General features: G+C 49.3%; 13 protein-coding genes and 2 riboswitches. Of the genes, 2 read left to right on the top strand and 11 right to left on the bottom strand.

The genetic code is table 11. The features are described 5' to 3' along the window. Window positions 1-77 precede the first annotated feature (77 nt). Together NFR98_RS09115 and NFR98_RS09110 are read right to left on the bottom strand one after the other, a co-directional pair. The gene (locus NFR98_RS09115) at window positions 78-1,118 is read right to left on the bottom strand and encodes a GGDEF domain-containing protein (RefSeq protein ID WP_026685145.1); all 1,041 of its coding nucleotides are present in this window, start codon (window positions 1,116-1,118) and stop codon (window positions 78-80) included. Window positions 1,119-1,196: 78 nt separating this feature from the next. Beyond that, window positions 1,197-1,282: riboswitch (cyclic di-GMP riboswitch) on the bottom strand. A gap of 483 nt (window positions 1,283-1,765) precedes the next feature. After that, window positions 1,766-3,358 carry a long-chain-fatty-acid--CoA ligase gene (locus NFR98_RS09110; RefSeq protein WP_026685144.1) on the bottom strand — a complete coding sequence of 531 codons (1,593 nt, stop codon included), beginning with the start codon at window positions 3,356-3,358 and terminating at the stop codon, window positions 1,766-1,768. Between the two features lie 232 nt (window positions 3,359-3,590). Between NFR98_RS09110 and NFR98_RS09105 the strand changes: the two genes are divergently transcribed. Then, a complete protein-coding gene (locus tag NFR98_RS09105; protein WP_017550705.1) occupies window positions 3,591-4,694 on the top strand; it encodes a glycerol dehydrogenase in 1,104 nt (367 codons plus the stop codon). A 776-nt stretch (window positions 4,695-5,470) separates the two neighbouring features. On the opposite strand, the gene NFR98_RS09100 is transcribed toward NFR98_RS09105, so the two are convergent. The 5 genes from NFR98_RS09100 to NFR98_RS09080 all read right to left on the bottom strand — a co-directional run bounded on the left by NFR98_RS09100 (window position 5,471) and on the right by NFR98_RS09080 (window position 9,441). After that, complete coding sequence (locus NFR98_RS09100; protein WP_017553198.1) at window positions 5,471-6,001, bottom strand: YbaK/EbsC family protein; 531 nt, start codon at window positions 5,999-6,001, stop codon at window positions 5,471-5,473. Between the two features lie 153 nt (window positions 6,002-6,154). After that, entirely contained in the window at window positions 6,155-6,766 is a 612-nt protein-coding gene (locus NFR98_RS09095) for an NAD(P)-binding protein (RefSeq protein ID WP_026685143.1), read from the bottom strand. A 316-nt stretch (window positions 6,767-7,082) separates the two neighbouring features. Beyond that, complete coding sequence (locus tag NFR98_RS09090) at window positions 7,083-7,823, bottom strand: sirohydrochlorin chelatase (RefSeq protein ID WP_026685142.1); 741 nt, start codon at window positions 7,821-7,823, stop codon at window positions 7,083-7,085. A 6-nt stretch (window positions 7,824-7,829) separates the two neighbouring features. Beyond that, entirely contained in the window at window positions 7,830-8,588 is a 759-nt protein-coding gene (cobA, locus tag NFR98_RS09085; protein ID WP_017553195.1) for a uroporphyrinogen-III C-methyltransferase, read from the bottom strand. Window positions 8,589-8,715: 127 nt separating this feature from the next. Continuing rightward, on the bottom strand, window positions 8,716-9,441 hold the full coding sequence (locus tag NFR98_RS09080) for a phosphoadenylyl-sulfate reductase (RefSeq protein WP_026685141.1): 726 nt from the start codon (window positions 9,439-9,441) through the stop codon (window positions 8,716-8,718). 91 nt (window positions 9,442-9,532) lie between these two features. Next, window positions 9,533-9,637, bottom strand: a riboswitch (SAM riboswitch). A 139-nt stretch (window positions 9,638-9,776) separates the two neighbouring features. Here NFR98_RS09080 and NFR98_RS09075 point away from each other — a divergent pair. Continuing rightward, window positions 9,777-11,207 carry a glycosyl hydrolase family 28-related protein gene (locus tag NFR98_RS09075; RefSeq protein ID WP_230951712.1) on the top strand — a complete coding sequence of 477 codons (1,431 nt, stop codon included), beginning with the start codon at window positions 9,777-9,779 and terminating at the stop codon, window positions 11,205-11,207. A gap of 432 nt (window positions 11,208-11,639) precedes the next feature. On the opposite strand, the gene NFR98_RS09070 is transcribed toward NFR98_RS09075, so the two are convergent. The 4 genes from NFR98_RS09070 to NFR98_RS09055 form a co-directional block, all read right to left on the bottom strand. Continuing rightward, complete coding sequence (locus NFR98_RS09070; RefSeq protein WP_017553192.1) at window positions 11,640-12,362, bottom strand: amino acid ABC transporter ATP-binding protein; 723 nt, start codon at window positions 12,360-12,362, stop codon at window positions 11,640-11,642. Next, window positions 12,359-13,015 carry an amino acid ABC transporter permease gene (locus NFR98_RS09065; protein ID WP_017553191.1) on the bottom strand — a complete coding sequence of 219 codons (657 nt, stop codon included), beginning with the start codon at window positions 13,013-13,015 and terminating at the stop codon, window positions 12,359-12,361. The genes NFR98_RS09070 and NFR98_RS09065 overlap by 4 nt, the downstream gene beginning before the upstream one ends. Window positions 13,016-13,107: 92 nt before the next feature. Beyond that, a complete protein-coding gene (locus NFR98_RS09060; RefSeq protein WP_026685138.1) occupies window positions 13,108-13,911 on the bottom strand; it encodes a basic amino acid ABC transporter substrate-binding protein in 804 nt (267 codons plus the stop codon). A gap of 184 nt (window positions 13,912-14,095) precedes the next feature. Continuing rightward, on the bottom strand, window positions 14,096-15,514 hold the full coding sequence (locus NFR98_RS09055; RefSeq protein ID WP_026685137.1) for an NAD-dependent succinate-semialdehyde dehydrogenase: 1,419 nt from the start codon (window positions 15,512-15,514) through the stop codon (window positions 14,096-14,098). Window positions 15,515-15,667: the final 153 nt, after the last annotated feature.

The following is a 15,667-nucleotide window of genomic DNA, read 5'->3' as shown; positions in this document are numbered from 1 at the left end:
CATACGGTTTTTTGATTGCAAACCCGCCAGCTAAATGTTCGCCACATGCAATGAAGAAAATCCGCCTTTTCCCTGCCTTACAGCACCGTAATCCGGTTTCTGCCCTGACCCTTCGACTTGTACAGCCCTTCGTCCACCCGCCTTACAATGGTTTCTGCTGTATCCCCCGGTGTATATGCAGTCACACCGAAACTTGCGGACAGCTTTCCCGCATGCCCAAATGAATGGCGGCTAATGCTTGCTTTCAAATATTCCGCCAGTTCCTCTGCCTGGGGCAATTCATCCTTTGTAATGATGATGAATTCTTCACCGCCCCAGCGTCCGATGTAATCATTCGCTGAAATCACCCGGGAGGAAAGACGGACAAATTCCTTCAGCACCTCATCTCCTGTCTGGTGCCCGAACTGGTCATTCACCTGTTTAAAATAGTCGATATCGAAAAAAATCACGGAAAATGATGTGCCGGTTTTGTCCGCGTGTTTAACCGCAGCATCCAGCCATGCCTGCACCTGGCGTCGGTTGGCAATCCCGGTCAACATGTCCGAATAAGCCTTTTTCTTTTCCTCTTCCAATTCTCTAAATACTTTTAAGAGATAATGAGAAATGCAAAAGATGGCGATATAGACGAGATTGGCAAGGTAAAAGATCAGCATGGATATTTTATAGTCAAAGGAAAAATGGCGGAACCGCGGCATTCCGATCAGAAGCGTAGTCACGAACAAAGCGAGCGAATAAATGATCCCGTTCCGCTTTTTCAACGTGATAAAAATATAGAGAAATAGAAGCGGGCTCCAAATGATCGAAATTCCGATGGCTCCCTCTTTTCCCGGAACCATGTATTGAAAAACACAGTCCATCACGATGGCAAGATAATAAACCGTGAGGATCACGAGATTCACATAGTCAAACAAGCGGAAATAACGCTTGAAAACCATGCAGATGAGAAACAGAGCGTTCCAGGCAATCAGGATCCGCGTCGTGGCGAGATAAAATAAAGCTGTACGGGTGCCTGTGTGAGGGACCAAATTGTAAATCGCAAGGGCAGCGATCAAAAGCGGGCTGATCCAAAGATAAAGGATTCTTTTAAAATCTTCCAATGTCTCGATTTTCCTGCCCATTTCCGCCCCGCCTTTCTGATCAATCTCCGGGGAACTTGCAAACGAAAACAAAGGCCAAACTTCGGCTTTTCACTGCGCATTAGCAACTGGCTGGCATGGTTAGAAAACCGGTAGCCCCTGTAGTTTTGCGTCTCCATTTTTCAATGGATTTGCCCCTTTGATATAGGTCTTTTATCCTATTATACTGTATTTCTGTCCAAAAGAAACCATCAGTCAAAGGATAAGAAAGGGCAATTCGGTTAAAATTTGCCGTCTGCAGCTGCTGAAATCGTTTATGGCGATTCCTCCAACGCCCCCCGCCTCATCGCTGAAGCAAGGGGCATGGATGTGAAATGTTTTCCTCTGTTTTACGCCGAAATGTAACGCGTTGTCCTGTGCTTTTCGGCGGCCTTGCGTTTTGCCGGATCTGTTTCAGACATGTTCATTAGGGCTTGCTGAGTAAGCAAAATTTCTAAATTGGAAAGGAGGCTGACAACTTTATTCAAAATTTAAATGCAAGCGTTTTATAAAAAATCGAGGGAAAAGCTTGCACTCGAAAGCTGATTCAACGTATTAGAGAAGACAGAATCACGCATTGTCGTAGATAGATTCTTCTGAGCTTGCTGATCAATTGGGACAAACGCAGAATCGGATTCGTTCAGCAAGCCCTAATTTACAAACCGCTCTGTTTTCCCGAGCTTTTCCCAGTATTCATTGCGCAGGCGGACTTTCTGGATTTTGCCAGATGCCGTTTTCGGCAACTCATCCACAAATGTCACACCCGTCACGGCTTTGAAATGGGCAAGCCTTTCCCTTGAAAAACGGATGATGTCTTCTTCTGTTGCGGCCGCATCTGCTTTCCGGACGACAAACGCATGCGGGGTCTCCCCCCATTTTTCATGTGGAACAGCAATCACCGCTGCTTCAAGGACAGCCGGATGCTCATACAGCACTCCTTCCACTTCTATAGAGGATATATTCTCTCCGCCACTGATAATAATGTCTTTTTTACGGTCGACGATATCGATATAGCCGTATTCATCAACGGTCGCCATATCCCCTGTATAGAGCCGCCCGTTCCGGATCGTTTTCATCGTTTCTTCCGGGTTTTTCCAGTATCCGAGCATAACACCATGGCCTCTTACCGTGACCTCGCCGATTTCTTTCCCGTCATGGGCCACTTCTTCGTCATTTTCCCGTAAAACCCGGACATCGCTTCCGATCATCGGAAACCCGGCTTTCGCCCGCAACCGCAATTGTGTATCACGGTCCAGCCCGCCAAGCTGCGAACGAATGACAGATACAAGGGTGAGCGGTGTTGACTCCGTCATGCCGTACACCTGGATGAATTCCCAGCCGAGTTCTTTTTCCACGCGTTCCACAAATGCGGGCGGCGGTGCAGCTCCGGCGATGACAACACGCACGTCCTGTTCAATAGCGGGATGGTGTTCCGCGTTGTACTGCAACAGGCTGTTCAGCACAGTTGGCGCCATATGCACCACCGTCACATTATGCCTGATGATTTCCGTGAAAATGGCTTCCGCCGACGGTTTGCGGAGGCAGACATGGGTCGCCCCGTTTGCTGTATAGTAAAACGGCGAGCCCCATCCGTTTACATGGAACATCGGGAGCACATGCAAATAGACATCGCGGTCCGTAACGCGCAAATGGTGCATCGCGCTTAATGCATGCAAATAATTATTGCGGTGGGTAAGCATCACGCCCTTAGGATTTCCGGTCGTCCCGCTCGTATAAAGCAGGCTGCACACATCGTTTTCATCGAGGCCGGCACGCGGGAACGGATCCGGCGGAAATCTGTCCAGCCAGCGGTCATAATCAATTTCAGCACAGTTATCCTCTTTATAGTGGATAATAATTTGCTCCACCGTTTCAAGCTCATCCTTTACCGGCTCGATCAAATGGTACATCTCCTGGTCCACAAACAATACTTTCGATCCGCTGTGATTTAAAATAAACCGGTAGTCTTCCGGGGTCAGCCGGATATTCAGCGGCACCATCACCGCCCCCAGCTGGAAAATCCCGTAAAAGCCTTCCAGCATTTCCACTGTATTCGGCGCGAGATAGGCCACCCGATCCCCTTTTTCAATGCCAAGATTTTTTAACCCGTACGACAGCCGGTTCACCCTTCCGTTCAGCTCCCGGTATGTAAACGCCCGGTCCCCGCAATACACCGCTGTTTTCCCGCCGTACAAAAGCACCGCGCGATCCAGAAATTCCGTCAACACCAATGGCACGTTCATGGACTCCCCTCCCATTTTCATTTTCTCCCTGTTTCCCCTTGCTGTTTAAAAACCAGCACTGTTGTATAACAATATTATAAAATTTTTTGAACGCGTTTTCAATCATCATATTTATTTGTTTTTTTATAACATCGGATGATCTTATTTTCACATCTTTTACCTTGGTTTCCGCTTACATTTTTAATATAATGAGAGTGTAGAAAGAAAAAAATTTTAGGAGGCAGTACATGTTATGAAAATTCCTGTAAAATCCGTTACATCGCCGAAAAAGTTTATCGTAGGGAACGGCCTGCTTGCCAATTTATATGCGTACATAAAAGATTTGGGCGACAATGCCTATGTGATTTGTGACGAATTCATCCTCGGCCGCGCAAAAGAAGAAGCCGGAAAATCTGTCCGGGAAGGCGGCGGGAAAGCAACTTTCGAACAGTTCAATTATCAAACCACCCAGGAAGAAGTAGACCGTAACCGCCGGCTTGCACGTGAAGCAGGCGCCAATGTCATTGTCGGCATCGGCGGCGGAAAAACGCTTGATACCGCAAAAGCAACCGCTTATTATGAAAAACTTCCGGTTGTCATTTTTCCGACGATTGCCTCCACTGACGCACCGTGCACGGCCCTTGCCGTTCTTTACAAAGAAGACGGCGCTTTTGACCGTTACTTGTTCCTGCCGAGCAATCCGGATGTCGTGCTCGCAGACACGGAAATTTTAGCTGCAGCACCGGTCCGCTTTTTCGCCGCCGGGATCGGGGACGCGCTTGCCACTTATTTTGAAGCGCGCGCCTGCTACGCGGCAAACGGCGACAACCTTGTTTTAATGAAGCCATCCCTCACCGGCCTGGCCATTGCCCGCACTTGCTACGAAACGATTCTCGAAAACGGCGTAAAAGCAGTGGAAGCCGTGAAAAACAAAGTGCCAACCCGTGCAGTGCAGGATACCATTGAAGCGACCATCTATTTGAGCGGTGTCGGGGCGGAATCCGGCGGCCTTGCCGCAGCACACGCCATCCATAACGGCATGACCGCTGTCCCTGCCCTCCATCGTGCACAGCACGGCGAAAAAGTGACATTTGGCCTGCTCGCACAGCTCGTCCTTGAAAATGCACCGAAAGAAGAGCTTGAAACTGTCATCCGCTTTATCAAAGCAGTCGGCCTGCCGCTAACACTGAAGGACCTCGGCGTGGAAGAATTTGTAGAAGCCGAATGGCGAAAAGTGGCGGAAGATGCTTGTGCCGATGATGACACAATGGGCAACGAACCATTCCCGGTTACGCCTGAAGATGTGTACAATGCCATTGTTGCCGCCAACGCCATTGCCGAAAAGTACCATGATTAAATCAAAGCAGCATATGTGAATCCACCACAAAAACGGCGGGAAAACACGATCGTGTGTCCCGCCGTTTTTGTCTATATCATATGAACTTAAGTTAGGACTTGCCGAACAAATCCAATTCTGCGTTTGTGCCCAATTTGTTAGTAATCTCTAGAAAAATTCATCTTTGAAAATGCGATTCTGTCTTCTCTATATATTGAATCCGCTATCAAGCTTTATTCACATAGAGTACGTCTACGTTAAGGAAGCACGGAAAATTGAAGGTCTTTCTTCACATAGAACGCGTCTACGTTAAGATAGCACGAAAAAAGACGGCCTTCCTTCACATAGGGCGCGTCTACGTTAAGATAGCATGAAAAATTGACGGCCTTTCTTAACATAGAGCCCGTCTACGTTAAGGAAGCACGAAAAAAAGATGACCTTTCTTCACATAGAGCCCGTCTATGTTAAGGAAGCACGGAAAATTGAAGGTCTTTCTTCACATAGAGGGCGTCTACGTTAAGGAAGTACGAAAAATTGACGGCCTTTCTTAACATAGAGCCCGTCTACGTTAAGAAAGCACGAAAAAAAGATGGCCTTCCTTCACATAAGGCGCGTCTACATTAAGAAAGCAAGCAAAAACGAAGGCCTCGCATTAAATTTATGCCAAAGCTGTCAGCATCCTTGCCAAATCTAGGAATTTTGCTTATTCAGGAAGCCCTAATTATATATCAAGCATTTTCCGGCGCGTACCCGGGACCCCTTTCCGTCTCAAAGGCAAGTCTGAAGCGGCAAGCAGATTATTGCGGATCCGTTAAGGCGCCGGTCCCGGCTGCATGCTGGTAATCTTCCGCCGGTTCCCATCCTTTGCAGACGTCCACCCATTTTTCGGCCTTCCCGTATGTATACAATTCTTCGCAGGTCAATTCAATTGCCGAGTTGCCGCTCCCGCATGCCGGAAATACGGTCGTGAACCGTTTGAGTGAGACGTCCATATAGACCGGCAAATCTTTTTTCAAACCGAACGGGCAGACGCCGCCGACAGCATGGCCGGTATGCTCAAGCGTTTCTTCCGGTGACAGCATCCGCGCTTTCCCGCCGAATGTTTGCCGGAATTTTTTATTGTCGATTTTCGCATCTCCCGCGGTGACAACAAGAAGGGCTTCTTCCCCACCGGTACCCCTGAACGCAAGCGTTTTTGCAATCCGTTCCGGTTCCATGTGCAGCGCCTCAGCTGCAAGTTCAACCGTTGCGCCTGATGACGGCAGGACGAGCACATCTTCTTCCCGGTCCCACTGCTTAAAATAAGCTTTGACATCTTCCAATGACATGAAGGCGACACTCCTTTTTGTGAAAATTTTAACCCTATTGTAACGGAAGCCATTCCGGGTTGCAAACGGGCTTGCCAAGTTTTTCGCCGGGCACACCGGCTGATTTCCCAAAGATGCGCGCTAATCTTCATTCGTTTTTCAGCGGGCAGTCCCTTACATGCGGCTGCGAAAGAAAGACAAGGCTTCCTGCTGTTTTTCAGGCTTGCGGTATGCTTCTCCAAGCAGCTTTTCCAGCCACTCGCTTTTTTCCGATGCAGAAAACTGCGGCTGCTTCAGAAGCTGGCGGCACTCGTATAAAAAATCCACATATTGGGCGTAGTTCGTATCATAATGCCCGGATAATTCATTTACAATGCGGGAAGCCAGTTTCGGGCTTGCCCCGGCTGTAGAGACACTGATAGAAAGCCTGCCCTTTTGGAAAAACGCCGGAAAAGCAAGGTTGCCGCTTCCCGCACGGCCGGCATCGTTCACGAGGGCTTGGGCCGGGGCATGGGCAACAATCCGGCTGTTTGTCTCCGGATCATTTGTCGCTGCAACAACCACATCGGCTCCCCGGATGTCTTCCGGTTCGAATGTTTTCTGTTTCCAAATGAACGCGTGTTGTTGCGCCAAAACCTGCAATTCATCGTTCAGGTGCGGGCTTACGACTGTAACGCATGCCCCCGCTTCCTGCAAGAGCCGGAATCTACGTGCCGCCACTTTTCCGCCGCCGATGACCACAGCCTGCTTCCCGTCTAAATTGACCATAACCGGTACCCAAACCATTCCTGATCTCCTTTCCAGTTTATCCGGTGCAGAAACGCCTCGTGCTTCCTGCCATTTTCGTGAATGTGCCCGTACGCTCCCTTTCCAGCGTTTCCTGGGGAGCCGGAACCGGGCAAGTGCCGGCATGCGCAATGGAGCGCCGGACCGCGGGCATCTTTCAGGCTGATCGGGCCCAAAAAAGTGCCGGTACGCACATTGAAACACCGCACCCAGGCATTTTTTAAACTGCATCTCCCCCAAATAAGGGAGGGGTTCACAATAGAAAACGCCGCAGGCTTCCCCCAGGCTTTCCGGGGGCAAAAAAGGTCCCGGAATCTCAAATAAAAGCCTCTGCACCCAACGCTTCCTTTGCCCGGGCGGCCAATGCGTCCGCCATATCCGGGTGACAGCCGAGATACCGTGCCAGCCGGATATCATATCCTTCCCGCTTCAGCATGCCCACTTTCTTTTCCAGCGACCGGACGAGCACGCCGGTGAACCAAAGATATGGGGCCACAACCACCGGGCGCCCGGCCACGGCCAGCTCCTTCAGCGCCTCATCAAAACGGGGCTCAAGCACCGCCAAATAAGCCGTTTTGATCTGTTCTGCCCCCAGTTGCACGCGCAGTCCGTCCGCAATTTTTGCAAAATCGCACAGTGTTTCCGGATTGCGGCTGCCGCGTCCGACCAGCAGAATCCAGGCACCCGGAGGCATGCCGGTTTCCAAAATATTTTCCGCCAGAATTCCGGTGATCCGGTCCCCGACGCCGAGCGGGCGGCCGTACGTAAACACAATATGCGGATAACGTCGTTTCGCTTCCCGGATCGCACGCGGGATATCCTCATAATAATGCCCGGCACTCAGCAGCAATACCGGCACAACGGCGATTCGCCCTGCGCCGCCCCGGACAAGCGCATCAATCCCTGCTGCAATATCCGGTTCCGCAATTTCCAGATAACAAATTTCCTGGAGATCCGCATCCACCTGTGCCATCGCTTGCCGGATTGCCGCTGTTGCTTCCCGGGCGGTTTCGGGCACACGGCTGCCGTGGCTGACATATAAAACACCTTGTTTCATACCCGTTCACCCGGTACAGGCCGGAGCAGCGGAAAGCTGTTCAAACCATTTCAACTCATCGCGCAGTTTTACCACTTCTCCGATGATCAAAAGCGATGGGTTGCGCAGCCCGTCCGCCTTTTCACTTAAATTTCCAAGCGTGCCGACCGCGGTTTCCTGTTTTTCTGTCGTGCCCCAGCGGATAAGTGCAGCCGGCATATCCGGCGATTTGCCGTGCTTTATCAGTTGCGCACAGATGAGCGGCAGATTTTTCACGCCCATATAAATGCAAAGTGTATCAATTCCCGCATATTTGGACCAGTATGCATCAAGGTCTTCGCCTTTTTTCGTGACGCCCGCGATAAAAGCAACGGATGTACTGAGCCCGCGGTGGGTGAGCGGAATGCCGGCATAGGCGGGCACGGCGGAACCGGACGTAATCCCCGGAACGATTTCAAACGGAATATGCTTTTGCACCAGTACTTCCGCCTCCTCCCCGCCTCTGCCGAATATAAACGGATCGCCGCCTTTTAAACGGACAACAGTTTTGCCTTGGTTGGCAAACTTCACAAGCAGGTGGTTGATCGTATCCTGCGACATCGTATGGGCGTCCGGCTTTTTCCCGCAGTAGACGAGTTCCGCATCCGGCCTTGCTTCTTTTAACAGATCCGGATTCACCAGGCGGTCATATAAAATGACATCCGCTTCCCGGATCATGCGCAATCCTTTCACTGTGATCAGTTCCGGATCGCCGGGCCCTGCCCCGACTAAATATACTTTTCTCATTTCTTCACCTGCTTTAAACTTAATCGGATAACTGGTTGGTTTGGTTTATGCGCCCACTTCTCCCGGAGTGGCTGTAGCAGCGGCTTAGAAGGGATGGCCGTTTTTGCCGCAGCACCACCTGGCAGCCTTATTTTTTCTGAACCGTATGCAGCCCGCATTCGGTTTTATGAAAGCCCGCCCATCTTCCTGCTCTTGAGTCGCTGTTTCCAGCAGCACGTGTGCACGGGAAACAGCCGATGCTCGGATATCCCTGGTCATGCAATTCGTTATACGGAAGATGATGGGACTTGATATAGTTCCAAACGTCATCCCATGTCCAATGAATCAGCGGGCAAATTTTAATCGAATGGAACCTTTCATCTTTATTGACAAAATTCGTTTTCGCCCTTGTCGGCGATTGCTCCCGCCGCAAGCCGGATATCCAGGCCGCCGCTCCCTGCAGCGTTTCTTCAAGCGGCTTGATTTTCCGGATATAGCAGCATTGGTCCGGATCCCTTTTCCAAAGGGCAGATCCGTATTGCGCCGCCTGTTCATCAAGCGTAAGCGACGGTTTTTTCATTTGGATATTTAAAGCCGGATATTTCTTTTTCACTTTTTCAATCAATTCGTAAGTTTGCGGAAAGTGCAGGTCCGTATCCAAAAATACGATATCCGCATCTTCTCTGACTTTCGAAATGAGATCAATCAGCACCATTCCTTCTGCGCCGAAGCTGCACGCATATACCACTGATTTACCGTACGTGCCATATGCCCACTGCAAAATTTCCAATGCACCCTTTGTTTTATCTTCCGGCACGAACGCTGCAAACGGATCCGACGTAAACTGTTCATATGTGAGCCGCGTTTGCTCCACTCTATTCCCTTCTTTCTTATTCGATTACTAAGGATTAAACGACAAAAATCTTCTTACCCTGAAGTAAGAAGATATCCATTCCCGGGAAATCTTCTTATCTTTCAGGCCACCACCTGCAGGAATTGGCACAGTACCCGTTTTCGGACCTGCTGCCGAGGCTTCACAGGGCCCTTCCCTCCACCTCTCTTGATAAGAAAATAACAACATATAAGCTTGAAGTTTATTGTATACCTTCTTATGCTATTCGTCAACGAAAAATTCAGACAAGGAAAAAAAGACCCATTCTTTTGACCGGATGATGCAGAAAATTGACATAGGGAGGAAAAAATGGCTGAATGGAAGCAAGACGAGGTGAAAATATGATGCATTTGGACAAACACCACGAACCAAGAACAAACGGAACATTACTGCGGCAACTCTCCCGCCGGCCGTTTCAACTGAACAGGCTGATTGAAGAAAACCTGCAGCTTTTTCAGATGTATTGCAATCCCAATTTTCCAAAGCCGTTTTCCTTCTCGCACCTGCTCTTGAACCGGAAATACCCTGTTGGACCATGCAAGACCTTCGCAGACGATAGCGGACTTGTTTACCCTGAATGGAAAACGGAACTGGACAAGGAATACAATAGGCTCCTTGAAACGGCCAATCGCGAAGTGAACATCCTTGACTTCGGCGCGATCGGGGACGGAAAAACCGACAGTACAACGGCGTTTCAAAAAGCAATCGGCAGCGGGCGGGTAAAAGTGATCGTGCCCGCGGGTACTTTTCTCGTCAAATGGCTCAAGCTTCCTTCATGGACATGCCTGATCGGCCGCGGGAAAGGTGTTACAACGATCAAATTCCACCCGGGTGCGCCGAAAAAAACGCGGCTCGTCCAAAATGCCGACTTCCGGTACGGCAATGACCATATTCTCGTAGAAGGCCTGACGCTTGATTGGAATGTGGAAAGGCTCGGTCAAGCAGAAAAAACTTCGGCCGGAAACAACCGGTCGAGCTGCCTTACTTTTGCTCACGTCACGTACGGCTGGGTGAAAAACGTGGAAGCTGTCAATGCTGGCCTGCACGGCTTTGATGTGTCATCCACCCGCTATCATTATTTGGGCGACGGGTTCCTTGCCCCCGGGAGAAGCCGTTATATATGGCTCGACGGCATCACTGCAAGCGGGTTCGGAGATGATGGCATCACAACCCACCACAGCGACTATATTTTTATTTCAAACTCGTACTGCTTCCATCCGAGCGGCAGGGCCCATACGGAAGGTTTTTCCAACTCCAACGGCATTGAAATTGATGACGGCTCCCGCTATGTGTGGCTTTGCAATAACGCCACAACCGGTTGCTTCGGCGGCGTGGAAATCAAAGCCCACCACAATGCATCGGCCGCTTCCCATGTCCATATTTACGGCCATCTTTCGGTCCGGGACAACCGTTCTTTTAATTTCCGGCACATCGGCCACCATAAAGGGAAAGATGCCAATTCGAAAAGCGCCAACCATATTGTCGCGGCAAATCTTGTCTCTATTGCACCGGTTTTTACCGATTTATATAAAGATTCCACACCGCGCAGCCTCGTCGTTTCCGCATACCAAAATGTTGTAATCAACGGGCTCACCGCAATCGGCGACCCGGATTACGATTTTAAAGGTAATCCCGTGATCGCCATCCAATACCGGGCAAAAAACGTTGTCCTGAAAAATATTAACATCAGCGGGTTTAAAAATGCAAAACGGATAAAAGGCAAAGACAGATGCGTGTTGGTAAAGTGACTGCAGGGAGTTTCCGACATTTACGCTGGTCATTTGGCTTATCAGGTATAAATTTTTATTTTTTTAAGCTGTGAATGGGATAATTGGTCCTAATAGGGCTTCTATGAACCATAACTCGCTTTTCGTTCTTGGTTAACGGTCTTGATGAGGCATCTCGGAACCATCACACGGCTTTCATTTTTTGCTAATGGTCTTGTTGTGGCGTCTCAGAACCATTACACCATTTCAATTCCAAGCTTTCGGTCCCGAGGCGGATTCTCGGAATCATTACACGGCTTTCATTTTTTGCTAATGGTCTTGTTGTGACTTCTCAGACCATATCATGGCTTTAATTCCGGGTTAATGATCCGTAGTGGTAAGCATGCCATTCTTCCCACTATGCAAAAAGGCTGCTCCGAAAGCCTCGGATCCTGCTTTCGGGGCAGCCCCTTTTTACAGCACCTTGCTCAAGAATGCTTTTGTCCGTTCTTCCTGCGGGTTTTCGAACAGTTCCTGCGGCGTGTTTTCTTCGACAATATAGCCGCCGTCCATAAACAGGACGCGGTCCCCGACTTCTCGGGCAAAGCCCATTTCATGCGTGACGACGACCATTGTCATGCCGTCTTTTGCCAGGCTCCTCATGACTTCGAGCACTTCCCCGACCATTTCCGGGTCAAGCGCAGACGTCGGTTCATCAAACAACATGATTTTCGGTTCCATCGCAAGCGCGCGGGCGATCGCAATCCGCTGCTTTTGCCCACCCGATAACGAATCCGGATACGCGTCCGCTTTTTCTTCGAGCCCAACTTTGCGCAAAAGTTCAAGCGCCTTCTGCTTTGCTGCTTCTTTTGAAAGCTTCCGCACCTTGATTGGAGAAAGGGTAATGTTTTCCAGAACGGTCATATGTGGAAAAAGATTAAACTGCTGGAACACCATGCCGACTTCTGTGCGGATTTTATTGATATTCGTCGACTTATCCGCGATATCAACACCTTCTATGTATACATGGCCGTCTGTGATCGTCTCAAGCAGATTGATGCAGCGCAGGAAAGTCGATTTCCCCGAACCGGACGGGCCGATGACGACGACCACTTCCTGCGGTTTGATCTCGACATTGATGTTTTTCAGCACCTCGTTATCCCCGAAAGATTTTTTCAAATTCACCACTTTGATCATTCTGTTGCCAACCTTCTTTCTATGAAGCGTAAAAGGAAGCTGAGGGAAAGCGTCAAAACGAGATAAAGGAAGGCAGCTGTCAGATACGGCTCCCAAACCCGGTAATACTGCGTTTCCATCGCCTGCGCCCAATATACAATTTCAGGTGCGGCAATAACGGATACGAGCGATGAATCCTTAATGAGTACGATAAATTCATTGCCAAGCGGCGGGATCATCCTTTTAAAAGCCTGAGGCAGAATGACATAGCGCATTGCCTGTACATGGCTGAGCCCAAGCGAACGGGCTGCTTCCATCTGCCCTTTTTCGATGGACTGCACGCCGCCCCGCAAAATTTCCGCCACATACGCGGCTGAGTTAAGCGAAAGGGCAATCACCCCGGCGACAATCCCGTTCGTTTTCCCTAAAAATAGCGGCACAGCGCCGAAGTTGACGATCAAAATTTGCACAAACAGCGGCGTTCCGCGGAAAAACCCGACATAGCACAGGAACGGGAGAGCGAGGATTTTATTCCGTATCATTTCCCCGAGCCCGATCAAGAGCCCTAAAAGCATACCGAACAATATACCCGCCACGGAAAGCCCGATCGTTAAAAGCGTTCCTTTCAACAAATACGGCAAATATTCGATGATGATATCAAAGCGAATATCCATGTGTTTCCTCCCTAGGCCAAAATTGCGCAACCTTAAGTTACGCAATATACAGTTTATGAAGCAGCCGGCGCGCACCGGCTGCACTTGAAAAATTATTTCTGCTGGGCTTTCAGTTTTTGAATATCCGGTTCGGTTTTGAACCATTTTTTATAGATTTTGGTGTAGGTGCCGTTGTCGTAAATTTTATTGATCGCTTTGTCGAAATCCGCTTTCAGTTTGCTGCCTTTCGGGAACATCAGGCCGTAATATTCGGCAGGGAACGCCTTCGTATCTTTGATGACTTTCAGCTTTTTGTCCGGGTTGTTTTTCGCGTATTCCTCCACAACCGTATTATCCGCAACGACCGCATCGGATCCGCCTTCGACCAAATCCATGATGGCCGTTGTGTTTTGCTTGAACTTTTTAATGTTTTTGTTATTTTTTCCAAACAAGCCTTCCAATACTTCCTGGGCGGTCGTTCCGCTTTGGACGGCGACAGTCTTGCCTTTTAAATCCGCCGCGCTTTTAATATCGCTCTTTTCCGGTACTAAAATTTCGTTCGTCGACAGGAAATACGGCACCGAAAAATCATACGTCTGCGCGCGTTCTTTCGTGATCGTAATCGAGGAAATGGCCATATCCGCCGATTTGTTTTTCACTTCGACAAACAAAGGATCCCAGCCGATGTTTTTCAACTGGACCCTGTAGCCGGATTCTTTGGCGAGGGCATTCATGACATCGACGTCAAAGCCGATAATCTGCCCTTTATCCATGTATTCAAACGGCGCATACGCAGCGTTCGTGTCGACTTTGATCGTTTTTTTCGTCTCCGTGCCGCTGCTGGTTTTGCTTAATCCGCATGCCGAAAGTGCCAAAACAAGAATCAATGCAAGCACGGATGCCGCAAATTTCTTCATCTTTTTCCCCCCTGTTTTTTCAATTTTCAAATCTACTCAAATAATAGCATAATGTTGTATGTATTTACAAAATTTATTATAACATTAAAATTTGAATTGTTTTTTACTTTTGTAAGATTTTCTGACTAAAATTTTTTGATGTGTAAAAAAAGCGGCGGGCCTGCACCCGCTGCTTTTTTGAAGATTACAATCCAAGTGAAATATATTTGACTTCCAAAAATTCTTCGATGCCGTAGCGTCCGCCTTCCCTGCCGAGCCCGCTCTGCTTGAAACCGCCGAATGGAGCCTGCGGGGTGGACGGGAGCCCGTCGTTCAGCCCGACAATGCCATACTCCAGCCCCTCTGCAATTTGAATGCCTTCCGAAATATTTTCCGTAAATACATACGCAGCAAGACCGTAAATGGAATCATTGGCACGCCGGATCGCTTCATCAATATCCGTAAATTTCGTTACCGGTGCAAGCGGCCCGAATGTTTCTTCTTTCATGCATATCATCTCATCGGTAACATTGGAAATGACAGTTGGTTCAAAGAAAAGCCCATCTTTCGCGCTGCCGCCTGTTTCCACGGTAGCTCCCTTTTCCACCGCGTCTTTGACGTGGTGTTCTACTTTTTCAACCGCATTCCGGTCAATCAGCGGCCCGATATCCGTACCTTCTGCAAGTCCGTCCCCGACACGGAGCGCTTTCACTTTTTCTGTGAATTTCTTGGTAAAAGCTTCATACACTTCTTCCTGTACATATATGCGGTTCGAGCATACACAAGTCTGGCCGGCGTTGCGGAATTTTGCAGCGACCGTGCCCTCAGCAGCTTTATCGAGATCCGCATGTTTCGTGATGATAACCGGTGCATGCCCGCCAAGTTCCAGCGACACTTTTTTCACCGTGTCAGCTGAACCGCGCATCAGCTCTTTCCCGATTTCGGTCGATCCGGTAAAAGTAAGTTTGCGGACACGCTCATCGGCAAGCCACGTGTCCCCGATTTCCTTCGCACTCCCGGTTATCACATTCATGACGCCTTTCGGAATGCCGGCTTTTGCAGCAAGCTCAGCAAGCTTCAAGGCAGTAAGCGGTGTCTGCTTTGCCGGTTTGATGACAACGGTGCAGCCGGCAGCAAGCGCAGGTGCAACTTTGCGGGTAATCATGGCAGCCGGGAAATTCCACGGGGTAATTGCCGCGACAACGCCGACCGGCTGTTTATGGACAAACAGGCGTTTATTGGTAGCGGATGCCGGAATCGTTTCGCCATACACACGCTTTCCTTCTTCGGCAAACCACTCGATAAAGCCATTTGCGTAACGCATTTCCCCGAGTGCTTCCTTGAGCGGCTTGCCCTGTTCAATGGTCATCGTCCTGGCAAGCTCGTTTTCATGTTGACGGATCAGTTCAAACCACGTGCGGAGGTAGGCACTTCGTTCATAGGCAGAAAGCGCCGCCCACGCCGGAAAAGCCGCATGCGCCGCGTCAACAGCGAGCTTAGCTTCCTTTTCCCCGCCTTTTGGAATCGTCGCAATCACTTCGCCGGACGCAGGGTTGTCCACTTTGATTTTTGGCAGTCCTTCCCCCGTCCATCCACCATTCAAGTACATCAAATAGTCTTCCATAGCTCCATCTCCCTTCGAGTAATAGTTTACGATTTTTCAGATGATTTTTCCTGTTTTACGATTGCAAAATTTGTTTCGCATGACAGGTGTGTTCGTGATTTCAGAATTAAATTTGATTCAGCGGAATAGACTGTGAAAGTGACTTATTTCTTA

It is taken from the genome of Weizmannia agrestimuris, assembly GCF_943193165.1.
Taxonomy (GTDB): Bacteria; Bacillota; Bacilli; order Bacillales; family Bacillaceae_C; genus Weizmannia; species Weizmannia faecalis.
The sequence above is the reverse complement of the archived record's forward strand: the minus strand, read 5'-3'. Positions and strand labels throughout refer to the sequence as shown.